The organism is Microbacterium paludicola (assembly GCF_015235415.1).
GTDB lineage: Bacteria > Actinomycetota > Actinomycetes > Actinomycetales > Microbacteriaceae > Microbacterium > Microbacterium paludicola.
On record NZ_JADGLL010000048.1, the window covers coordinates 1 to 20,056 of the forward strand.

21 protein-coding genes, 2 tRNA genes and 1 pseudogene are annotated in these 20,056 nt (G+C 70.8%); 11 read left to right on the top strand and 13 right to left on the bottom strand.

The features are described from left to right. Nucleotides 1-187: 187 nt before the first annotated feature. From IR155_RS13745 to galU, 5 genes are all read right to left on the bottom strand, one after another. The gene (locus tag IR155_RS13745) at nucleotides 188-622 is read right to left on the bottom strand and encodes a hypothetical protein (protein ID WP_135115380.1); all 435 of its coding nucleotides are present in this window, start codon (nucleotides 620-622) and stop codon (nucleotides 188-190) included. A gap of 82 nt (nucleotides 623-704) precedes the next feature. After that, nucleotides 705-777: transfer RNA gene (locus IR155_RS13750), tRNA-Ala, on the bottom strand. A gap of 77 nt (nucleotides 778-854) precedes the next feature. After that, entirely contained in the window at nucleotides 855-1,769 is a 915-nt protein-coding gene (locus IR155_RS13755; protein ID WP_135115381.1) for an AAA family ATPase, read from the bottom strand. Between the two features lie 99 nt (nucleotides 1,770-1,868). Further along, nucleotides 1,869-2,477, bottom strand: a complete 609-nt coding sequence (locus IR155_RS13760) for a GNAT family N-acetyltransferase (RefSeq protein ID WP_135115382.1) — start codon at nucleotides 2,475-2,477, stop codon at nucleotides 1,869-1,871. A gap of 24 nt (nucleotides 2,478-2,501) precedes the next feature. Beyond that, entirely contained in the window at nucleotides 2,502-3,389 is an 888-nt protein-coding gene (galU, locus tag IR155_RS13765; RefSeq protein WP_135115383.1) for a UTP--glucose-1-phosphate uridylyltransferase GalU, read from the bottom strand. Nucleotides 3,390-3,530: 141 nt separating this feature from the next. Between galU and IR155_RS13770 the strand changes: the two genes are divergently transcribed. The 3 genes from IR155_RS13770 to mscL are packed head-to-tail and all read left to right on the top strand — an operon-like array spanning nucleotide 3,531 to nucleotide 4,863. After that, nucleotides 3,531-4,124 (top strand): 5-formyltetrahydrofolate cyclo-ligase, encoded by a 594-nt coding sequence (locus tag IR155_RS13770; RefSeq protein WP_135115384.1) that lies wholly within the window; start codon nucleotides 3,531-3,533, stop codon nucleotides 4,122-4,124. Between the two features lie 24 nt (nucleotides 4,125-4,148). Then, nucleotides 4,149-4,412 carry an FmdB family zinc ribbon protein gene (locus IR155_RS13775; protein WP_135115385.1) on the top strand — a complete coding sequence of 88 codons (264 nt, stop codon included), beginning with the start codon at nucleotides 4,149-4,151 and terminating at the stop codon, nucleotides 4,410-4,412. Nucleotides 4,413-4,455: 43 nt separating this feature from the next. Next, nucleotides 4,456-4,863 carry a large conductance mechanosensitive channel protein MscL gene (gene mscL, locus IR155_RS13780; protein ID WP_135115386.1) on the top strand — a complete coding sequence of 136 codons (408 nt, stop codon included), beginning with the start codon at nucleotides 4,456-4,458 and terminating at the stop codon, nucleotides 4,861-4,863. A 114-nt stretch (nucleotides 4,864-4,977) separates the two neighbouring features. On the opposite strand, the gene IR155_RS13785 is transcribed toward mscL, so the two are convergent. Next, complete coding sequence (locus tag IR155_RS13785) at nucleotides 4,978-5,178, bottom strand: hypothetical protein (RefSeq protein ID WP_135115387.1); 201 nt, start codon at nucleotides 5,176-5,178, stop codon at nucleotides 4,978-4,980. 4 nt (nucleotides 5,179-5,182) lie between these two features. Further along, nucleotides 5,183-8,866, bottom strand: a complete 3,684-nt coding sequence (locus IR155_RS13790; protein ID WP_409366562.1) for an AAA family ATPase — start codon at nucleotides 8,864-8,866, stop codon at nucleotides 5,183-5,185. Between the two features lie 232 nt (nucleotides 8,867-9,098). On the opposite strand from IR155_RS13790, the gene IR155_RS13795 reads away from it, so the two are divergent. Both IR155_RS13795 and IR155_RS13800 read left to right on the top strand, forming a co-directional pair. Then, a complete protein-coding gene (locus tag IR155_RS13795; protein ID WP_135115388.1) occupies nucleotides 9,099-9,653 on the top strand; it encodes a methylated-DNA--[protein]-cysteine S-methyltransferase in 555 nt (184 codons plus the stop codon). Next, nucleotides 9,650-10,282 carry a DNA-3-methyladenine glycosylase I gene (locus IR155_RS13800; RefSeq protein ID WP_228067251.1) on the top strand — a complete coding sequence of 211 codons (633 nt, stop codon included), beginning with the start codon at nucleotides 9,650-9,652 and terminating at the stop codon, nucleotides 10,280-10,282. Before IR155_RS13795 ends, IR155_RS13800 begins: the two co-directional genes overlap by 4 nt. Before the next feature lie 80 nt (nucleotides 10,283-10,362). Here IR155_RS13800 and IR155_RS13805 read toward each other — a convergent pair whose 3' ends face one another. Both IR155_RS13805 and IR155_RS13810 read right to left on the bottom strand, forming a co-directional pair. After that, on the bottom strand, nucleotides 10,363-12,009 hold the full coding sequence (locus tag IR155_RS13805) for a solute symporter family protein (RefSeq protein ID WP_135115389.1): 1,647 nt from the start codon (nucleotides 12,007-12,009) through the stop codon (nucleotides 10,363-10,365). Beyond that, nucleotides 12,006-12,356 (bottom strand): DUF485 domain-containing protein, encoded by a 351-nt coding sequence (locus IR155_RS13810; RefSeq protein ID WP_409366563.1) that lies wholly within the window; start codon nucleotides 12,354-12,356, stop codon nucleotides 12,006-12,008. Before IR155_RS13810 ends, IR155_RS13805 begins: the two co-directional genes overlap by 4 nt. A gap of 138 nt (nucleotides 12,357-12,494) precedes the next feature. On the opposite strand from IR155_RS13810, the gene IR155_RS13815 reads away from it, so the two are divergent. From IR155_RS13815 to IR155_RS13830, 4 genes are all read left to right on the top strand, one after another. After that, nucleotides 12,495-13,355, top strand: a complete 861-nt coding sequence (locus tag IR155_RS13815; protein WP_135115390.1) for a helix-turn-helix transcriptional regulator — start codon at nucleotides 12,495-12,497, stop codon at nucleotides 13,353-13,355. 94 nt (nucleotides 13,356-13,449) lie between these two features. Further along, a complete protein-coding gene (locus tag IR155_RS13820; RefSeq protein ID WP_135115391.1) occupies nucleotides 13,450-13,794 on the top strand; it encodes a histone-like nucleoid-structuring protein Lsr2 in 345 nt (114 codons plus the stop codon). 207 nt (nucleotides 13,795-14,001) lie between these two features. After that, nucleotides 14,002-14,283 (top strand): Fe-S cluster assembly protein HesB, encoded by a 282-nt coding sequence (locus IR155_RS13825; protein WP_135115392.1) that lies wholly within the window; start codon nucleotides 14,002-14,004, stop codon nucleotides 14,281-14,283. A gap of 99 nt (nucleotides 14,284-14,382) precedes the next feature. Then, nucleotides 14,383-14,454, top strand: a tRNA-Arg gene (locus IR155_RS13830). Between the two features lie 38 nt (nucleotides 14,455-14,492). On the opposite strand, the gene IR155_RS13835 is transcribed toward IR155_RS13830, so the two are convergent. Both IR155_RS13835 and IR155_RS16300 read right to left on the bottom strand, forming a co-directional pair. Next, a complete protein-coding gene (locus IR155_RS13835; RefSeq protein ID WP_167760802.1) occupies nucleotides 14,493-16,646 on the bottom strand; it encodes a glycoside hydrolase family 65 protein in 2,154 nt (717 codons plus the stop codon). Beyond that, nucleotides 16,549-16,866 (bottom strand): hypothetical protein, encoded by a 318-nt coding sequence (locus IR155_RS16300; protein WP_267899518.1) that lies wholly within the window; start codon nucleotides 16,864-16,866, stop codon nucleotides 16,549-16,551. Before IR155_RS16300 ends, IR155_RS13835 begins: the two co-directional genes overlap by 98 nt. A 105-nt stretch (nucleotides 16,867-16,971) precedes the next feature. Between IR155_RS16300 and IR155_RS16055 the strand changes: the two genes are divergently transcribed. Together IR155_RS16055 and IR155_RS13845 are read left to right on the top strand one after the other, a co-directional pair. Next, nucleotides 16,972-17,433: a CinA family protein gene (locus tag IR155_RS16055; RefSeq protein ID WP_233441215.1), complete on the top strand. Its 462-nt coding sequence runs from the start codon at nucleotides 16,972-16,974 to the stop codon at nucleotides 17,431-17,433. A gap of 21 nt (nucleotides 17,434-17,454) precedes the next feature. Further along, nucleotides 17,455-18,432 (top strand): hypothetical protein, encoded by a 978-nt coding sequence (locus IR155_RS13845; RefSeq protein ID WP_194210345.1) that lies wholly within the window; start codon nucleotides 17,455-17,457, stop codon nucleotides 18,430-18,432. Here IR155_RS13845 and IR155_RS13850 read toward each other — a convergent pair. After that, a complete protein-coding gene (locus IR155_RS13850; protein WP_135115394.1) occupies nucleotides 18,417-19,349 on the bottom strand; it encodes an aldo/keto reductase in 933 nt (310 codons plus the stop codon). The two genes, IR155_RS13845 and IR155_RS13850, sit on opposite strands and share 16 nt — an antisense overlap. A gap of 16 nt (nucleotides 19,350-19,365) precedes the next feature. After that, a pseudogene (locus tag IR155_RS13855) lies at nucleotides 19,366-19,932 on the bottom strand (aldo/keto reductase); the annotation flags it as partial. Nucleotides 19,933-20,056: the final 124 nt, after the last annotated feature.

The window sequence follows — 20,056 nt, forward strand, 5'->3', positions numbered from 1 at the left end:
ACAGTCGCAACGTCTCCGGGCTCATCCCCAGCAGCCCAGCCACATGCCTAACCGCGCTCATCATCGTCGGGTGCGACGGCCGCGTCTCCGCGAGCATCCGCAACGCCCGCTCACGCATCTCCGGCGAATACTTCCTGTTCATCGTGTTCCATCCTTGCTTGAAGAACGGAACGAAAGTCAGGCCGATTCAGAAGCCGAGCACGTCAGCCAGGTACTGCACCAAGTGTTCAGCCAGCTCGAAGCCTCCAGCGACGACGAACGCACCGTGTTGACCACCCAGCGCGAGAAGCTCGATGCCGAACGCCTCAAGCTCGTCCAAGCCCACTACGCCGACGCCATCCCGCTCGACCTGCTCAAGAGCGAACAGGACCGCATCCGCACCAGCCTCGACGCGATCAGCAGCCGGCTCGACAGCCTCGCGAACACCTACCACAGCGCTCACGAGGGCCTCGATCAGATCGTCGGAGTCCTCACCGACCTCGGTGACCTCTACAGCAAGTGCGAACCTGCTGAACGCCGCATGCTCAACCGCGCGCTGTTCAAGCGAATAGTCATCGACGAGGACGAACACGTCACGTTCGTGCCAGCCGAACCGGCGGCCGCTGTCCTCGCGCAGGAGCATGGGGGCGAGACGCCCCAACCGGCTCCGGACGCGAAACTGCCCCGCCATCAGACGGGGCAGATTTCGAATTTCTCAACTTACGTGGACCCAGGGGGATTCGAACCCCCGACCTTCTCATTGCGAACGAGACGCGCTACCAACTGCGCCATGGGCCCGTGAACCTCGTCAACATTACCAGACCCGCGGGGCGCTCCCGCACGCCGGCGGCAGCCCGGGCGTGCCGGATCCCGGATCAGGCGGACGCGCGACGCGTGAGCAGGTCGCGGACGTGCGCCTCGATCTCGGCGTCGTCGACGTAGCCCATGCGCGCGTACGGCGAGGAGGCCGCGGCAGGATCCGGTCGGACGGTCTCGATCGGCACGGGAGCGGGACGCAGCTGCGCGGCACGCTGGCGCAGGGCCTCCTGCTCGGCGGCCCGTCGCAGCGCCTCGCGCGCCTCGGCCTCGGCCCTCGCGGTCTGCGCGCGCGACCCGGCGGTCGCGGTGAGCGGGGCCGGCAGCGAGCGCGGCACCCAGCCGCGATCTGCCTCGTCGAGCAGCGGAGCCGGCGCGGCGCGGCGCACCGGAGCGGCACCCACCGCGGGGGCCGCGGCGCGGCGCGCCGCACGCGCCTGCACGGCGGCCATCCGCTGCAGCATCGCGAGCGCGAGGAGCGTGATCGCGATTCCGGCGCTCAGCCACACGGCGCCGGCGCCGGCGATCAGCGCCCACGTGCCGAGGCCGCTCAGCGCGATCCCGGCGAGCGCGGCCACGGTGGCGACGAGCCTCACCCGACGGCGGGCCTTCGCCTGACGCACCTCGGGGGCGGATCGCAGAGCAGCGATCTCGCGGCGCTTCTGCTCGAGGGCGACGAGGTCCTTCTCGACCTGCAGGCGGCTCTGCTCGATCTTGAGCCGGCTCTGCTCGGCCTGCACCTGCTTCGCCAGCTTCTGCTTGGCCGAGGCCTCGCGAGCGGTGAGCTCGACGCGGACCTCCTCCGGCGTCTCGCTGGTCTCGGCGAGCACGCGCAGGGCCTGGTTCAGGCGCACGGCGTTGCGCTCGGCCGCGTTGTACTGCGCGCGGCTCTGCCAGGTCGGCAGCAGATAGACGAGCCACAGCAGCGTCGCGACCGCGACGACCACGCCTCCGCCCAGCAGCTGCCCATCCATGCCCCCCACGGTAGGCGACGCCGCCCCGCCCACCCGGCAGGCGGCGGGCGTGTCCTGCCGCATCGCCTGCGCTGCCCGTGCCGATCCCGGACGCGTGCGCTAGGGGATGTCGGCGGCGTGCTGCGGCGCGCGTCCGGACGCCCAGCGCTGCAGCACGCCGTCGGGCACGTCCTCGGTCGTCAGCGCGAAGGCGTAGTGGTCGCGCCAGGCGCCGTCGATGTGGATGTACCGCCGCCGCAGGCCCTCGTACCGGAAGCCGAGCTTCTGCACCACGCGCAGGCTCGCCGCGTTCTCGGGCCGGATGCAGATCTCCATCCGGTGAAGCTGCAGTTTCGTGAAGCACACGTCGGTGGCGAGGGCGACGCCCGTCGGCGTGATCCCCTTACCCGCGAAACGCTCGCTCACCCAGTAGCCGATGGTCGCCGAGGACAGCGATCCCCGCGCGATCCCCCACACGTTCAGCTGGCCGGCGATCTCGCCGTCGTACTCCATGACGAACGGCACCCCCTGCCCGTCGCGGTACTGCTGCAGCAGGCGGCGGATGCTGCCGCGCATGTCGAGCGGAGCGGGGCCGCCGGGGCTCGTCGCCTCCCACGGCCGCAGCCAGGAGCGGTTCATGAGCAGCTCGTTCTGCAGGATCCGCGCGTCCCGGTGACGAACGAGCCGGATGGAGATCGGCCCATGCTGTCGCGGGGCGAGACCGTCCATCCGGCTCCTTCGGGAAATGTGTGGCTACAGCGTCTTCGCGAACTCCTTGAACCACGGGCGCAGCTCGGGTCCGAGGTCCTCGCGATCGGCCGCGAGGCGCATGATCGCCTTGATGTAGTCGACCCTATCGCCGGTGTCGTAGCGACGGCCGCGGAACACGACGCCGAACACGCCGGGGCCCTCGGCGTCGGTCGCGACCTCCTGCAGGGCGTCGGTCAGCTGGATCTCGCCGCCCTTTCCCGGAGCGGTGCGCGCGAGGATCGGGAAGATCTCGGGCGAGAGCACGTAGCGGCCGATGATCGCCAGGTTGGACGGCGCATCCTCCTTGGCCGGCTTCTCGACGAGGCCCTTGACCTTGACGACGCCCTCGGTGTCGGTCTCCTCGACGTCGGCGCAGCCGTACATGTGGATGCTGTCGGGGTCGACCTCCATGAGGGCGATGATCATCGCGCCGCGCTTCGCCTGCTCGGCGATCATCGTCGTGAGCAGCTCGTCGCGCTCGTCGATGAGGTCGTCGCCGAGCATGACCGCGAACGGAGAGCTGCCGACGTGCGCCTCGGCGCGCAGCACGGCGTGGCCGAGGCCCTTGGGCTCGCCCTGACGCACGAAGTGGATGTCGGCGAGGTCGCTCGAGGCCTGCACGCGCTCGAGACGCGCCTTGTCGCCCTTGTCGAGCAGCTTCGTCTCGAGCTCGGGAACCGCGTCGAAGTGGTTCGCGAGCGCGTTCTTGTTGCGCCCGATGATCATGAGCACGTCGCGGATGCCCGCGGCGACGGCCTCTTCGACCACGTACTGGATGGCCGGCTTGTCGACCACCGGCAGCATCTCCTTCGGAGTGGCCTTCGTGGCGGGGAGGAAGCGCGTGCCCAGGCCGGCCGCGGGGATGACTGCCTTGATCTGCGGGGGATGCATGCCCTCATCGTAGGCGAAGGGCGTTACGCGTCTGTGACCGACTGGTGTCACCGGCCCCGCGTCGCCCCGATCCGAGCCCCGGCGGAGCCCGCGCCTAGACTCGTGGAAACGCGCCGCACGGAGCGGCCGGAGGGAGACGATGTGACGGACTCGCTCGATCAGGCCAAGCGGGCGCTGCGCGCCGAGCTCCGCGAGCGACGGCAGCAGCTGTCCGACGCGCAGCGCGAGAGCGCCGCGGAGGGCATCCGGGTGCAGCTCGAGGCGCTCGTCGACGCGCTCGGCGCACGCAGCGTCTCCTGCTTCCTCTCCTCGCCGACGGAGCCGGGCACCCGCTCCTTCATCAACGCGGCGATCGAGCAGGGCCTGCGCGTGCTGCTCCCCGTGATGCGCGAGGACGGGCTGCTCGACTGGACCGTCGCGTCCCCCGGCGGCCAGGAGGTGCAGAGCGCCCTCGGCGTGCCCGAGGCCGTCGGCGAGCTGCTCGGCCCGATCGCGGTCAACGACGTCGACCTGATGATCGTGCCGGCCGCCGCCGTCGACAGGGGCGGGATGCGGATGGGCTGGGGGCGCGGCTTCTTCGACAAGACCCTGGGTTCCATGGCGCGGCGTCCCCCCGCCTATGCCGTCATCTATGATTCGGAACTGGTCGACAGCGTGCCGCAGGACGTGCACGACCAGCCGGTGACCGGGGTCGTGACCCCGACGCGCACCGTGCGGCTGCCGGCCGACACCTGACTCCTCCGACACCTTCGAGGTCGCATGCCCACCTATGCCTATGCCTGCAAGACCTGCGGGCACGCGTTCGATGCCGTCCAGTCGTTCAGCGACGCCACCCTCACCGAATGCCCCGCGTGCGGCGGCGTGCTGCGCAAGCAGTACGGGTCCGTCGGCGTGACGTTCAACGGGTCCGGCTTCTACCGGACCGACTCGCGCGGTTCGTCCGACGGGCGTGCCGCTGCTGGCGCAGCGTCCCCCGCTCCGGCATCATCGAAGCCGGAGGCGTCGCCCAGTTCGGGCGCGTAACGGGAATGATGCCGGCGATCGTGTCGGCAAAGGGGGAGGACCCATGATTCAGGGCTTCAAGGAATTCATCTCGCGCGGCAACGTGATCGACCTCGCGGTCGCCGTGATCATCGGCGCCGCGTTCAGCGCGATCGTGACCGCCGTGGTCGAGCACATCGTGAACCCGCTCATCGGCGCTCTCGTGCCGTCGGGCGACCTCGCGGGCTGGGTGATCCCGATCCAGGGAATCTTCGCCACCGCGAACTTCGGCATCGGCGCGGTGATCTCCGCGATCATCAACTTCCTCGCGGTCGCCGCGGTCGTGTACTTCGCGCTCGTGCTGCCGATGAACAAGATGGCCGAGCGCCGCGCAGCGAAGCTGGGCGTCGTGGAGGACGAGCCGGCCGCGCCCACGCAGGAGGAGCTCCTCGCCGAGATCCGCGACCTGCTCGCGGCACAGCGCCGGGCCTGACCCGCACGGATCGAAGAAGGCCTCTCCGGATCATCCGGGGAGGCCTTCTTCGTGCGCGATTCGGGATCCGACGGATCCGGGATCGACGGGACGCCCGGCTCCGTCGGCTCCGCCTCAGTAGTGAGGCGGCACGTCGCGGCGCAGGCGCTCGTCATTCGGTCCGCGATCGGCGGATGGATCGGCCGGCGCCTTCTCGCCGCGCAGCGTCGCCTCGGCCTCGGAGTCGGTGAGCGTTCCCTCGACCGGCGTCAGCTTGGCGCGGCGCGAACCGCGCACGCGCACCACCCGCTGACGCGGCGGCTGCTTCCCGTCCACGGCCTCAGAGGCTGAGCGGCTGGGTGTCGCCGTCGGCGCGCTGCGCCTCGGGAGAGACGCCCAGCACCGCGGCGATCCGCTCGGCCACGGCCGCAGGGTCGCTGTACAGGTCGAAGGCGTGCACGCGCACGTAGTGCCAGCCCAGCCGGCGCAGCACGTGGGGCCGCAGTCGCAGCGACTCGCGCAGCGACTCGCCCCGCGACTCGGGGTCGGGCTCGACAACGACCGCCTTGCCGCCGTGCTGCGCGACGAGCGGCAGCAGGCCGCGGTAGTCGACGTCCACGGCGACGCCGAGTCGGCGCAGCTCGCGCGCGAGGGCGAGCGTGAGCGGGTCGGCAAGGTCTTCCAGGCGCGCCTCGCGCCCGCGGGCGGCGATGCTGCCGAGGATGCCCATCAGGGTCGCGGCGCCGTGCTCGAGCCGCCCCTCATCGAAGGCGGAGGGCCGGATGGACGACACGATCACCATCGAGCGGCGCGCTCGCGTCATGCCGACCGTGAGCAGCCGCTCGCCGTCGGGCGTCGACAGGTCGCCGAACTCGCTGAGCACGCGGCCGTGCTTGGTGAGGCCGTAGCCGAGCGAGAAGATGACGCGGTCGCGGCTCTCGGCGGTGGCCTCCTCGAGCGTCAGCACCGCCAGCGGCTCCGCCGTCTCGCGCGCGACGAAGTCGGCGACATCCGACCGCCCGGCAAAGGCCTCCATGATCGCGGTGCGCACGCGCTCGGCGTGGCGGCGGCTGGCAGTGACGACCATGAGCGACTCCGCGGGGCGGTTCACCGCGTGCTCGACCACGAGCGTCACCACGCGGGCGACCTCGGCGTCCGGGCTCTCGACGGATCCGGTGATCGGGTCGGGCGTGCCCGATCCGCCCTCGACGTAGTCGACCGAGAGGCTGCCGCGGCCGAGGTACGAGCCCGCCCACGGCAGCGACACGATCTCGCCGCCGTAGAACGCGTCGTTGACGAGCTCGGCGAGGTCCTCTCCCCCAGCCCGGTAGCTGCGCGTGAGGGTGGCGAGGGGCAGCACCTCGGCGAGGCTCTCGAACAGGCTCTGAGGATCGAACGCGGCGTCGGCGGCGGGCTCCCCCGCCGCGGCCACGGCGAACGGCGTCGGCCGCTGCGTCACGGGGTCGCCGAAGGCGACGACCTGGCGTGCGCGGCGGATGGCCGGCACCGCCTCGGCGACGCCGATGGCGCCCGCATCGGCGATGAGCACCACGTCGAACGCGGGGTCATCCGGAATCGAGGGGACCTCGTACGGCGAGGCGATCCAGACCGGGGCGAGGATGCGCCCCAGCGTCGGCGCCTGCGCGAGGAGGTCCTGCGGCGTGACCTGCCCCTGGGTGAGGGCGCGGCGGAGCGCCGCCGACTCCTCGGGCTCGTCGACGATGCCGATGCGCCACTGCGCGGCGAGCTGCCAGGCGAGAAGCGGGCCGGATGCGGCGGCGTGCGCCTCGTCGACGAGGCGGAAGTCGCGCTCGAGCCGATCGACGACCGAGGTGTTCGCGCCCAAGAGCGCGCGGTCGTGCTGCAGCAGGTGCTCGAGCACCGACTGCCACCAGGCGAACTCGAGTTCCTCGCCCACGCGCTCCTCGTCGACGTGCCGCACCGACAGCTCGGTCAGCAGCGGCTCGAGGCCGAGGCGGGCGAGCTCGGAGCGCAGCTCGGCGCGCTCCACGATGTTGTCGAAGACCTCCGACTCGGCGGCGAGGCCGGCGAGGGTGCGGACAAGGCGCTGCACGGGCATCGCCGCGAGGCGCGTGCCGCGGCCGAGCGCGCGATCCAGATCAGAGAGCTCGGCCTCCACGCGCTGCCACTCGACCTGGACGTCGGCAAGACCCAGCGGGATGTCGGGGATGGTGCCGACGTCGACCAGCTTCTGCCACTGCGCGCGCTGGTGCTGGATGCGCACGAGCGCCTCGTGCATGTCGGCGAGGTGGACGCCGGGGCGCAGGTACTCCTTGGCGAGGCGCTTCAGGCGGCGGCGCGCGGCCCCCGTCATCTGCGACTCGCGGCGCGGACCGTATGCGCGGATCATGTCGGCGAGCGGGCGCTCGAACACGGTCGGGCTGAAGCGGTCGAGCGAGTCGCGGATGCCGTGGAGCAGGCGCAGGAACTCGCCCAGCTCGTCGATCGTCGTGAACGGCCGCATGCGGGTCTGCGCGATGAGCTCGTAGCCCCGCTCCAGCAGCTCGGGCACGCTCTTGTGGTGGAGCTTCCCGGCCTGCTCGTGGGCGCGGCGGGCATCCTCGGTCGTCGCGAACGTGACGCCGTACCAGGGCGAGTCGTCGGGGCCGACCTTGAACTCGCCGAGGCGCGCCGCGAGCGCGAGGGTCTTGCCGGCCGAGACGCGGTCGCCCGCGAGGGCCTCGAGCGCGCGGATGCCGAGGCGCGCCGACGTCGAGGGCGGCTCGGGAAGCGAGGCGAGCTTCGTCAGCGCGCGCGTCGCGTCGAGCACCGAGACGTTCAGCCTGTCGTGCCGGCGGGTGAGCGCACGGCGGTAGTCGCGCAGCACCGTTCGCAGACGCACGAGCGCATCGTCGACCTCGGCGACCTTCGGCTGCTCGGCCTTCTCGTTGCGGCCGATCGCGCGGATCAGGTCGCGGCGCAGGTCGGCCGGCGAGACGGCGAGCCCGTCGAGGCCGATGCCGGCCAGCCGGTGCCGCACGCCGTCGAGCGTCGCGCGGCGGGCGCTGACGACGAGCACCCGCTTGCCGGCGCGCACGAGCGAGCCGACCGCGTTGATGACGGTCTGCGTGCCGCCCGTGCCGGGAAGCGTGTGGACCACGAGCGATTCGCCGGCAGCGATGCGCGCGAGCACCGCCTCCTGCTCGGCATCCGCGTCGAGGAGCAGGGTGTCGGCGGCGGGCGCGCGCTCATCCGGATTCGGCACCGCCGCGGGCGTGACGTCCGCGGCGAGCGCGGCGAGGTCCTCGGGGTGTCCCGCGAGGGCGTTGAGCAGCGGGTGGTCGAGCCTGGTGAGGTCGCGCGCCATCGCGCCTCCCACCTCGGCGAAGGTCGAGACGATCAGGCGGGGACGCACCGAGAACGTGTCCACGTGCGCGAGAGCGGCGCGGAGGGCGTCGATGACCGGTTGGGGCTTGAACACCCCCTCCCCGTAGGCGAGCGCGGCGAGCGCGTCGCCGTCGAGTTCGACGCCGAAGTGGTCGCGCGCGGCGCGCACGAGCTCGGGGTTGACGGTGAAGTGACCGTGCAGCTTCAGCTCGAAGTCGCTGTGGTGACGCCGGATCGCCAGCGGGCGCAGCAGGACGGGCGCGGCGAACTGCTCGTCGGCGACACGCCACACGGCCATGCCGACCGCGAGCCGCACGGCGTCGATGCCGCGCACCGTGCGCAGTTCGAGGTGCTTGGTGGTGATGCGCTCGGCCGCGATGCGCGCGGTGCGAAGGGCCACCTCGTCGCGGAACAGGTTCGACAGCAGCGTCGACTTGCCCGTGATGAACTGCGGCAGGCTCCCGGGGTGCGCCTTGGTGATGTCGATGCCGGCCTCCGGCACCTCGGTGCCGTCGACGCCGATCGGGAAGTGAAGCAGCGGCGAGGGGCCGCCGAGATCGCCCGCAACGATGCGCAGCCGCTCTCGTTCGGGGTCGGCGACGTGCGCGACCACGACCCCCGGCTCGGCCACGCCGAGATCGGTGGGGGTCACGATGGTCCCCGTGTCGTCTGCCACGATGCGATCCACCGCGGAGCTGCCTTCTGTCCGCCACACGTGAGCCAGGGTAGGCGCGGCGTACGCGCATATCGCGCGGGCGCGGCGGAGTTTCGCCGGATTGGGTCCGGGCGCGTCGTCCCAGTCCGTGGTAATAGCCGCCTGGTTCGTCCACAGGGCAGGGAGGCGACCGGATCCATCCCCGCTCGCCGGAACCGGATCCGGTGTCCCCGGCAGCCGCCAGGATGGGGACGTGACCCTCCGCTACGACCTCGGCGCGACGCCCCTCGGCGTCGTGACCACCGTGCTCTCCGACCACGGCGTGCTCGCGCTGCATGTCTCGGACGACACCGACCGCTGGGTGCTCGAGCTGCTCGCGCAGGAGCACGGCGTGGTCCCCGACCATGTGCCGGGTTCCGGCGGCGCGCTGTTCGCCCAGCTCGACGAGTACTTCGAGGGGCGGCGCGAGTCGTTCGACGTGACGATCGACTGGAGCCTCACGCACGGCTTCGCGCGCGATGCGCTGCAGGCGGTGTGCACCATCCCCTACGGCGAGACCGCGAGCTACGGCGAGGTCGCCGTCATGGCCGGCAGGGCCCGCGCGCACCGCGCCGTCGGCACCGCCTGCCGCACGACGCCCTTCTCGCTCGTCGTCCCCGTGCACCGCGTGATCCGCTCCGACGGTTCGATCGGCGAGTACGGCGGCCGCCCCGAGAACAAGCGCTTCCTGATCGACCTCGAGAAGGGCGCACCCGCGTCCTTCTCGATCCCACCCGCGCCGGCCTCTGCGAACGGAGACGACTTTTGACCGACACCATCACCGATCTGGTCACCGGGCCCGATGGCCTCGTGCGCCCGCTCTGGGCGGCGCGCGATCCGCTCATGCAGGCGTACTACGACACCGAGTGGGGAATGCCGATCCGCGACGAGCAGGGCCTGTTCGAGCGACTCAGCCTCGAGGGGATCCAGTCGGGCCTGTCGTGGGCGACGATCCTGCGCAAGCGCCCCGCCTTCCGCGCCGCGTTCGCCGACTTCGCGCCGGATGCCGTCGCCGCATTCGACGAGTCGGATGTCGAGCGGCTGATGGCCGACGCCGGCATCGTCCGCAACCGGGCGAAGATCCTCGCCACCATCGGCAACGCGCGGGCGACCGTCGCCATGCGCGGCACCGTTCCGGATCCGGACGGAGGTCAGAGGGGCGGGCTTGCCGAGCTCGTCTGGAGCTTCCGCCCGCTCGAGACGCCGGCACCGCGATCCTTCGCCGACATCCCCTCGTCGTCGCCCGAATCGCTTGCCCTGTCCAAGGAGCTCAAGCGCCGGGGCTTCCGCTTCGTCGGCCCGACCACGATGTTCGCGCTGATGGAGGCCGTCGGCATCGTCGACACCCACCTTGTCGACAGCCACCGCCGCGGCACGAGCGGCGTCTGGCCCGCCTGATCCCGCGCCCCTCAACGACCGAGCGCCGGCCCGGAGGCGTGTAGGCCGCCCCGGACCGGCGCTCGGCGCCGTTCGTCGATCTAGTGGTGCACCGCCTTCTCGGCGCCGTGGCCGGTGAGCGAACGCACCTCCATCTCGGCGGCGATCCGCGGGTCCTCCGACCCCTTCGACGTGATCGAGCCGAGCCAGCCGAGCAGGAAGCCGATCGGGATCGACACGATGCCCGGGTTGCTGAGCGGGAAGATCGCCGTTCCCTCGCCGGTCTTCAGGACGCTGGTCGGGCCGCCGAAGAACACCGGCGAGAGCACGATCAGCACGATCGCGGCGATCAGACCGCCGTACATGCTCCACACGGCGCCGCGGGTGGTGAAGCCGCGCCAGAAGAGCGAGTACAGGATGGTCGGCAGGTTCGCCGACGCCGCGATGGCGAAGGCGAGCGCCACCAGGAACGCGACGTTCTGGCCGAGCACGGCGATGCCGCCGATGATGGCGAGGGCGCCGATCACGAGGATCGTGATGTTGGCGACCTTGCGCTCCTGCTTCTCGGTGGCCGTGCCGCGCTTGACGACACCGTTGTAGATGTCGTGCGAGAACGACGCCGCCGCCGTGATCGTGAGGCCGGCGACGACCGCGAGGATCGTCGCGAAGGCGACCGCGGAGATGATGCCCATGAGCACCGGACCGCCGAGCGCCTGAGCCAGCAGCGGAGCCGCCGAGTTCACGCCGCCCGGGGCGGTGAGGATCGTCCCCGCGCCGACGAGCGAGGCCGCGCCGTAGCCGAGCACGAGCGTGAGCAGGTAGAACCCGCCGATGAGCATGATCGCCCAGACGACCGACTTGCGCGCCTCCTTGGCCGTGGGGACGGTGTAGAAGCGCATCAGGACGTGGGGCAGGCCGGCGGTGCCGAGCACCAGGGCCAGTCCCAGCGACAGGAAGTCGAGCGGGTTCTTGTACTGAAGGCCCGGGTCGAGCACCGAGGCCCCGCCGGCGATGGCGTCGCCGAGGGCCTTCGCCGATTCGGGGTAGGTCTGGTTCTGCGACGCCTCGACGGCCGCGCTGAACAGATCGACTCCCTGGATCGCGAGAACCCAGATCGTCATGATGACCGCGCCGCCGATGAGCAGGAAGGCCTTCACGATCTGCACCCAGGTCGTGCCCTTCATGCCGCCGATCAGCACGTAGCCGACCATCAGCACGCCGACGACCGTGACGACCGCCGCGGTGCCGATCTGGTCGGTCACCCCGAGCAGCAGGGCGACGAGGCCGCCCGCACCTGCCATCTGGGCGAGCAGGTAGAAGAAGCACACGACGAGCGTGCTGATCGCCGCCGCCATCCGGACGGGACGCTGCTTGAGGCGGAACGAGAGGACATCGGCCATCGTGAACTTGCCCGTGTTGCGCATCAGCTCGGCGACGAGCAGCAGCGCGACAAGCCACGCGACGAGGAATCCGATCGAGTAGAGGAACCCGTCGTATCCGTATACCGCGATCGCGCCGCAGATTCCGAGGAACGATGCGGCAGACAGGTAGTCGCCCGCAATGGCGAAGCCATTCTGCGTGCCGGAGAACGAGCGCCCGCCGGCGTAGAAATCGGCGGCCGTCTTGTTGTTGCGCGATGCCCGGATCACGATGAACAGCGTCACGGCGACGAAGGCGCCGAAGATCGCGATGTTCAGGACGGGGTTGTTCCTCTGGGCCGTCTCTGCGGCCGCGGCGAAGACGTTCATGCGCCGGTCTCCTGCTTCTCGAGATCCTCACGGATGGCGGCGGCCTTCGGGTCGAGGCGCGAGTTGGCGAATCGGACATACCAGAGCGTGATGATCAGAGTCGTCACGAACTGCCCGAGACCGATCAGCAGACCGACATTCATGTCGCCGAAGACGGGCTGCGCCATGAAGTCCTTCGCCCACCCGGCGAGCAGGACGTAGACGAAGTACCAGACGAGGAAGAACACGGAGAGCGGAAAGACGAACGAACGGTGGGTGCGCTTCAATTCGCGGAACCGCGGGGAGTTCTCCTCCGCGATGTAATCGATGCGTCCCTGGGTGGGAGCACCGGGGGGCGTGTCTGTCACGAGGCCTCCTTGCCACATGTCGAGAACCACGGCGCTCCATCGCGCCGCGTATACGGCCCCAAGCAGGGCAGGGCCGATGATAGGTTCGACGCTACGAAGGCGGCGAAGGGGCCGTCACCCCCGAAAGTTGGTATCCGGTTGACCCTGCAAGAGGAGCTCGCCGACGACCGTCGGCTGGTTGCGGATGCGGTGCGCGAACTGGCGCGACGCACCCGCTTTCCCGTCGCGTTCGGGGGCCTCATCGAGAACGGCGTCGCCCGGATGACGGCGTTCGTCGGCAACCACACCGACGCCCTCGCGGGCCTCTCGGTGCAGCCCGAGCGGGGGCTCGGCGGCCGGGCGATGGTGGAGTTGCGCCCGCGGATGACGGGCGACTACCGGACGGCTCGCCAGATCACGCACGACTACGACGTCTACATCCTCGGCGAGGGGATCGGCACGCTGCTTGCGACGCCGGTCATCGTCTCGGGCAGGGCCCGGGGCGTCCTCTACGGCGGGGCCTGGAGCCGCTCGACCGTCGGCGGCGTCGCCGCAGCCCCCGCGGTGCGCGTGGCCGAGGACCTCGGACGCGAGCTGGCGAAGCGCGACGAGGCGCGTCGACGCCTCGCGGAGTCGGCGGCCCCGGCCGGGGTCGACCTCTCCCCCCGTCACCGCGAGGAGCTGCGGGAGAGCTACGCGGAGCTCCGTGCGATCGCGACGTCGATCGACGACGCGGCAGTGCGTGCGCGCATTGCCGAGGTCGAGCGCCGGCTGGCCGCGCTGGCGGGCTTCTCGGAGGCTCCGCGCACGGAGCCGATTCCGGAGGTGCGCCTTTCCCCCCGCGAGGTGGATGTGCTCGCGCGCGCCGCTCTCGGAGAGACGAATGCGCAGATCGGGATGCTGCTGGGCCTTCGCGAGGGAACCGTGAAGGCTTATCTGAGCGCCGCGATGGCGAAACTCGATGCCTCCACGCGACATGCAGCCGTTGCAAGAGCGCGCAAATGGGGCCTGCTTCCTTAGCAGAGCCGACTTTCCTCTCCCGCCAATTGCGCACCGTGGAAATGGGTACCTCTCTCCCCCTATAACTCCACGGTTCAACCGGTATCATCGGCCTATGGCCCGAAAGATCGTTCACCAGCTCGTCGATGACCTCGACGGCACTGTCCTTGAACCCGGCGAAGGAGAGACGGTCCTGTTCTCCCTCGATGGGAAGAGCTACGAGATCGACCTCACCGCGGATAATGCGCAGGCACTGCGCGACGCGTTCGCGAATTACATCTCGGCCGCCCGCCGCATGTCCTCCGGCTCCTCGGCTTCTGCGTCAGCACGCGGCCGTCGCCGCACCGGGCAGACCGATTACGGTCCCGTTCGCGAGTGGGCGAAGAAGAACGGATTCACCGTCTCGGAGCGCGGTCGCGTTCCGGCCGCGATCATCGAGGCGTACGAAGCCGCGAATTGATCCGCTTTCCGACATATTCGGTCACCCCCGTCAGGCTCGCCTGACGGGGGTTTCCTTTTATCCGGGTGCGCAGCGTCGAGCCACACCGGGCCCCGCGGCTTTGAGCCGTCGAGGATCCAGGTGTGTATCCCCTGGACGTCCCGCGTGACCCTTGCAATCGACGTCGATTCTCGGAATCGTGGCCGGTCCCGAGGGAAGGAGAGCCAGATGCTCACGCTTACCGAGAACGCCACGGACGCCGTCCGCACCATCGTGTCTCAGACGCCGGATGCCTCGACCGCGGGGCTCCGCATCCAGGGCACCAGCGCGTCCGACGAGGGCTATGCGCTCACGCTCGCCCCGTCGCCCGAGCTGGGTGACACGGTCGTCGAGAACGGCGACGCCCGCGTGTTCCTCGAGCAGGTCGCGGCCACCGAGCTCGACGACAAGGTGCTCGACGCGCAGGTCACCGACGAGGGCGTGCGCTTCGCCCTCGCGCTCCAGCAGTAACGCGCCAGCGCGTGACGCGGCCGCCGCCCGGTTCGTCCGGGCGGCGGCCGCGTTGTTGTGGAGGGTCGAGCGCGAAGCCCCGTTAGACTTGCCGGGCCAGCCTCTGTAGCTCAATGGAAGAGCAGTTCCGTCCTAAGGAAACGGTTGGGGGTTCGAGTCCCTCCAGGGGCACCGAGCGATGGATGTCCCGCGTCACCGCGGCGCCGTCGTCACCGCGGCTTGGGCTCCCGGCTCGGCGGCTGCTGCGGCTTCGGTCCGAGAACGCGCGGCGCGGGGGTCGACCGCGTGACCGATTCGCCGGCGACGAGGACGATCTCCTCGTCGAAGTGACGGAACGCGCAGCGCTCCCCCTCGATCATCGTGTAGCGCGACCGGTCCGCCGTGACGTCGACCTCGAGCAGCGCCTTTCGGAACGTGAGCCGGAAGCACACGCGCCGCAGCGGCGCGGGAAGGCGCGGGGCGAACCGCAGACCGCGGTCGGTCTCGCGCATGCCGCCGAGGCCCGCGACGATGGCGCTCCAGGTTCCGGCGAGCGAGGCGATGTGCAGCCCGTCGGCGGTGTCGCCCTGCGTGTCAGCCAGGTCGATGCCTGATGCCTCGTCGAGATAGTCGAGCGCGAGATCCAGATGCCCCACCTCCGCCGCGATGATCGACTGGACGCACGCAGACAGGGACGAGTCCCGCACGGTGAGCGACTCGTAGTACGCGAAGTCGCGCGCCTTCTCCTCGAGAGTGAACGCATCGCAGGACGTGTAGAGCGCGAGCACGAGATCGGCCTGCTTCACGACCTGCTTGCGATACAGATCCACGTACGGGAAGTTCTCCTGCAGCGGGTACTGGTCGGGCCTTGTCGCGTCGAAGTCCCAACGCGCATGCCGGGTGAAGCCGGCGGACTGCGCATGCACGCCCAGCTCGGCGTCGTATCCGATGGTCATCGCCTCCGCGGCCGCGGACCACACCTCGATCTCCGCCTCCGTCACGCCCAGCCGCGCGGCGACAGCCGGATGGCGGCGGGCCGCGGCGACGCCCGCGGCGAGATTCTCCCGGGCGGACAGATTGGTGTAGACGTTGTCGTCAGCGAGGGCCGAGTATTCGTCCGGCCCGGTGACGCCGTCGATGTGGAAGCCGCCGTCCACATCCCAGCGTCCGAGGGACGCCCACAGCCGGGACGTCTCGATCAGGATCTCGGCACCGGCGTCGCGCTCGAAGTCGACATCCCCGGTGGCGCGGACGTAACGGCAGACGGCTGCGGCGATCGCCGCATTGTTGTGGAAGGCCGCGGTGCCGGCCGGCCAATACCCCGAACTCTCGTGGCCGTCGATCGTGCGCCACGGGAACGCGGCCCCCTCGAGGTGCAGCTCGCGGGCGCGCTCGCGTGCCTGCGGCAGCGTGTCGTGCCGCCACTGCAGGGCGGTGCGCACCGCCGCGGGCTCCAGGTACGTGAGCGCGGGCAGGACGAACGCCTCCGAGTCCCAGAAGGTGTGCCCGGCGTATCCGGTGCCCGTCAGCCCCTTGCTCGGCACCGACCGGCCTTCGAGTCGCGCGGCCGACTGGAACACCTGGTACAGCGCGAATCGGATCGCCTGCTGCAGCCCGTCGTCGCCGTCGACGACGACATCCGCGCGATGCCAGAAGCCGTCCAGCGTCGCACGCTGCTGCGCGGCGAGCCCGTCCCACCCCGTGCGGCGCGCGTCGTTCACGGCCTCCTCCGCCCGGTCACGCAGACCGGGCACCGACACTTCGCCCGCTTCCTCGTGTCCGACGTACTTGACAACGGTCACTCGCGCGCCGGGTGCCAGCTGCGCCCGGATGGTGGTGCGCGCGAGATCGTCGGAGACCTCGGTGCGCAGCTCCCGGACCGTCGCATCCCCGGACGTCTCGTGGTCCATGCAGACGGCGACGTGGATCCCGCTCTCCCTTGTGCGGTGCACAAGGGTGGCCGAGTCGCCCCGCGTGTGCTGTCCCGCAGCCGCGAACGCCGGGTCGAGCGCATCCTGCACGCGCGGATCCGGGTGCACGGACGGAAGCGGCTCATTCGCCACGAGCTCCGACTGCACGGCGATCGCGACCGGGTGCTCGTCCGCGGTCACGGTGTAGCGGATCGCCGCCACCGCACGGTGTGTGAGAGAGACCAGCCGCTCCAACTCGACGGTCACGGTCGATCCCGACGGAGACGTCCACCGCGAGCGCCGTCGCAGCACCCCGTCGCGCATGTCGAGCCGCTGCTCATGGTGGTGCAGACGCCCCCGCCGCATGTCGAAGGGGTCATCGTCCACGAAGAGGCGGATCACCTTGCCGTCCGTGACGTTCACGACGGCCTGTCCACGCGCGGGATAGCCGTAACCGGGCTCGGCGTAGGGCATCGGATGCCTCGTGCACGCCGTTGAGGAAGCTCCCCGGCTCCGCCGACGGCTCACCCTCGTCGAGGTTGCCCCGCCACCCGACATGCCCGTTCGACAGCGTGAAGACGGATTCTCGCCGGCCCAGGAGCGACTCGTCGAAGCCCTCCGCGCGAATCGACCAGGGCGAGACATCGCTCGCGTCCGTTCCGAGGGCCGCAGGATCGATCGACTCAGGCGTCACACCTCGACGCTATCCGACCGCTTGTCGGCCCTCCGCCCTGTCAGCAAGACACCCGCCGCGTCAAGCGGACCCGGAGCTTCCCATCGGGGTGACAGGGTGGAATGCGTGAAGACTCCTATCGAGCGTTTGAGCGAGGCTGCCCGCGCACGCGGTCTGACCGTGGCGGTCGCCGAGTCGCTGACGTCCGGCCTTCTGGCGAGCGAGGTCGGCAAGGGCGAGTCGTCGAGCGACTGGTTCTCGGGCGGCGTGGTGGCGTACCGGATGCCGGTGAAGACGCACCTGCTGGGCGTGCCGGAGGGAACGGATCCGACCTCTCCCGAGTGCGCCACCACCCTGGCGACGGGCGTCCGCGCACTGCTCGACGCCGACCTCGCCGTGGCGACGACGGGCGTGGGCGGGCCGGATCCCGAGGACGGGCACCCGGCCGGCACCGTGTACCTCGGCTGGGCGACGGCGACGGACACCGGAGCCGAGCACTTCCAGTTCGCGGGCGATCCCGAGGACGTCCTCGGCGCGACCGTGGAGCACGCCCTGCGCCTGCTCGTCCGACTTGCCGAGCAGGCCTGAGCCGCGCGAGGGCGTGAGGGGATGACCGGCACCCCGGCGGCACCGGCCTCCTCCGCGCTGCGCACGCAGCGGCACCTGCGGCTGTCCCTCGTCCTGCTCGTCGCCGCGCTGTTCATCGCCGTCGCGATCCAGACCGTCGTCGTGTCGTGGCAGCCGGTCCACCTCGGCTGGCAGGTGCTGCCGTCGATCAGCCACTACTTCTACACCCCGGCGCGAGCCGTCTTCGTCGGCGTGCTCATCGCGGCCTCGGTGGCGATGCTCGCCCTGTCGGGGCGGCGGCGGCCGAGCATCTTCCTCGATGTGGCAGCCCTGTTCGCGCCCCTCATCGCCATCGTGCCGACCCCGATCCGCGGGGAGGGCACGGCGCCAGGCCTCACGTGCGTCGGGGCGGACTGCATTCCCACCGCGCTGCTGCCGGAGGTCCGCGTCGGCGTGGCCACCTACGTGATCGTGGTGGTGCTCGCGGTCGTGACGACGGCCGCGATCCGGCGACGGCAGCGCATCGCCACCACCTCCGCTCACCGGATCGTGTCGGCGGCGGCCCTCGTCGCGGCCGCGGGCCTCGCGCTGCTCGCGTTCGCGCCCGGCCTGAGCGAGGGCTTCCCGCTCGCCCTCTGGCCGGTCGGCTCCGTGCACTTCGCGGCGGTGCTGCTGTTCTTCGGGTCGTTCGCCGCCGTGCCCATCGTGTACGGATGGCGCCCGGCAGAGGCGGATGAGACGCCGCCGACACCGTGGCAGCGCACCGTGTACCGGCTTGTCGCCGGCCTCCTCGTCGCCGATCTGCTCTTCCTCGTGCTGGTGATCCTGGATCGCCAGACGGAGTGGGGGCTGTTCGGGGAGGCTCCGGTGGTGCTCATCGGCGAGGCGATCGCGCTGCTGCTGTTCGCCTGGTTCTGGGGGGAGCAGACGCTCCAGCGGTGGGACGACGTCGCCGGCCCGTTCGCGTGGTCACCGGCGGGGTCCGAAGACCCCGCCGGCGGCGATCACGGGACGACGTAGCCGGCGGCGCGGAACAGCTCGTACCACTCGGGCCGCGTGAGCGGGATGTCCGAGCCCAGCGCCGCGGCGGCCACGCGCGCGGGCGTCGTGGTGCCGAGCACGACCTGCATCTGCGCGGGGTGGCGCGTGATCCAGGCGACGGCGATCGCCTCGGCCGGGACCTCGTACTTCTCCGCGAGGCGGTCGATCACGGCGTTGAGCTCGGGGTAGCGCTCGGAGCCGAGGAACGGGCCGTCGAAGAAGCCCGCCTGGAACGGCGACCACGCCTGCACGGTGATGTCGTTCAGGCGGCAGTAGTCGACGATCCCGTCGTCGCGCACGATCGACTGATCCAGCCCCTGCATGTTCGCCGCCACGCCCTGGGCGATGATCGGCGAGTGAGTGATCGACAGCTGCAGCTGGTTCGCGACGATCGGCTGCGTCACGTACTTGCGCAGCAGATCGATCTGGCGCGGGGTCTGGTTCGAGACGCCGAACGCGCGCACCTTGCCGGACGCGGCGAGCTCGTCGAACGCGCGGGCGACCTCCTCCGGCTCGACGAGGGCGTCGGGACGGTGAAGCAGCAGGATGTCGAGGTAGTCGGTGCCGAGCGCCTCGAGCGACCCGTTCACCGACTCGACGATGTGCTCGTACGAGAAGTCGAAGTACGGCCCGTCCTTGACGATGCCGGCCTTCGACTGGATGACGAACTGCTCGCGCTCGGAGGACGTCAGCTTCATGGCCTCGGCGAAGCGCCGCTCGCAGCCGTGCACGCCGGATCCGTAGATGTCGGCGTGGTCGAGGAAGGTGATGCCCGCGTCGCGGGCGGTGCTCACGAGCGTGCGCACCTCCTCGTCGGTCTTGTCCTGGATGCGCATCAGTCCGAGGACGACGTTCGGCACCTCGAGATCGGTGCCGGGCAGGGTGAAGGTCTTCATCGGTTCCTCCAGAGGATCAGGCGGACAGGCGGGCGACCTGGTCGGCCGTCAGCACGAGGTCGGTGGCACCGGCCGAGTCGCGGATGCTCTCGGGACGGGAGGCGCCGGGGATGGGGATCACGATCGGCGCGAGCGCGAGCTCCCAGGCGAGGGTGACCTGGTAGACGCTGGCGCCCACCTCATCCGCGACCTCCTGGAAGGCGCCGTGGCGGTCGGCGAGGTCCTTCGCACCGGCGATGCCGCCGAGCGGGCTCCAGGGAAGGAACGCGATGCCGAGCTCGGCGCAGTGCTCGAGCTCGCCCTGGCTCGAGCGGAACGCGGGTGAGAACTGGTTCTGCACCGACACCAGCCGGCCGCCGAGGATCTCCCGCGCCTCGTCGATCTGCGAGACGTCGGCGTTCGAGATGCCGGCCATCAGGATGACGCCCTCGTCGAGCAGATCGCGGATCGCGCCGATCGAGTCGGCGTACGGCACCGCCGGGTCGGGACGGTGGAACTGGTAGAGACCGATGGCGTCGACGCCGAGCCGGCGGGCGGACTCCTTGGCGGCGCCCCTGAGGTACTCGGGGTCGCCGTTGCGGGCTCTTCGGACATCCGGTGGGGGTCATGGGGTGAGTCCGCCGGCGGCGAGGAGCATGCGGAGCCGGTAGTTGTGCCGGTTGCGGTAGCCGCGGGCGAGGCGGCGGTGGAGCTCGATGATCCCGTTC

Coding starts and splice junctions, on each gene's coding strand:
- galU (WP_135115383.1), bottom strand. CDS start 3,389: ATGCATCCCCCGCAGATCAAGGCAGTCATCCCCGCGGCCGGCCTGGGC.
- IR155_RS13825 (WP_135115392.1), top strand. CDS start 14,002: ATGCTCACGCTTACCGAGAACGCCACGGACGCCGTCCGCACCATCGTG.
- IR155_RS13835 (WP_167760802.1), bottom strand. CDS start 16,646: ATGCCCTACGCCGAGCCCGGTTACGGCTATCCCGCGCGTGGACAGGCC.
- IR155_RS13775 (WP_135115385.1), top strand. CDS start 4,149: ATGCCCACCTATGCCTATGCCTGCAAGACCTGCGGGCACGCGTTCGAT.
- IR155_RS13850 (WP_135115394.1), bottom strand. CDS start 19,349: ATGAAGACCTTCACCCTGCCCGGCACCGATCTCGAGGTGCCGAACGTC.
- IR155_RS13760 (WP_135115382.1), bottom strand. CDS start 2,477: ATGGACGGTCTCGCCCCGCGACAGCATGGGCCGATCTCCATCCGGCTC.
- IR155_RS13845 (WP_194210345.1), top strand. CDS start 17,455: ATGACCGGCACCCCGGCGGCACCGGCCTCCTCCGCGCTGCGCACGCAG.
- IR155_RS13755 (WP_135115381.1), bottom strand. CDS start 1,769: ATGGATGGGCAGCTGCTGGGCGGAGGCGTGGTCGTCGCGGTCGCGACG.
- IR155_RS13820 (WP_135115391.1), top strand. CDS start 13,450: ATGGCCCGAAAGATCGTTCACCAGCTCGTCGATGACCTCGACGGCACT.
- mscL (WP_135115386.1), top strand. CDS start 4,456: ATGATTCAGGGCTTCAAGGAATTCATCTCGCGCGGCAACGTGATCGAC.
- IR155_RS13805 (WP_135115389.1), bottom strand. CDS start 12,009: ATGAACGTCTTCGCCGCGGCCGCAGAGACGGCCCAGAGGAACAACCCC.
- IR155_RS13745 (WP_135115380.1), bottom strand. CDS start 622: ATGCTCCTGCGCGAGGACAGCGGCCGCCGGTTCGGCTGGCACGAACGT.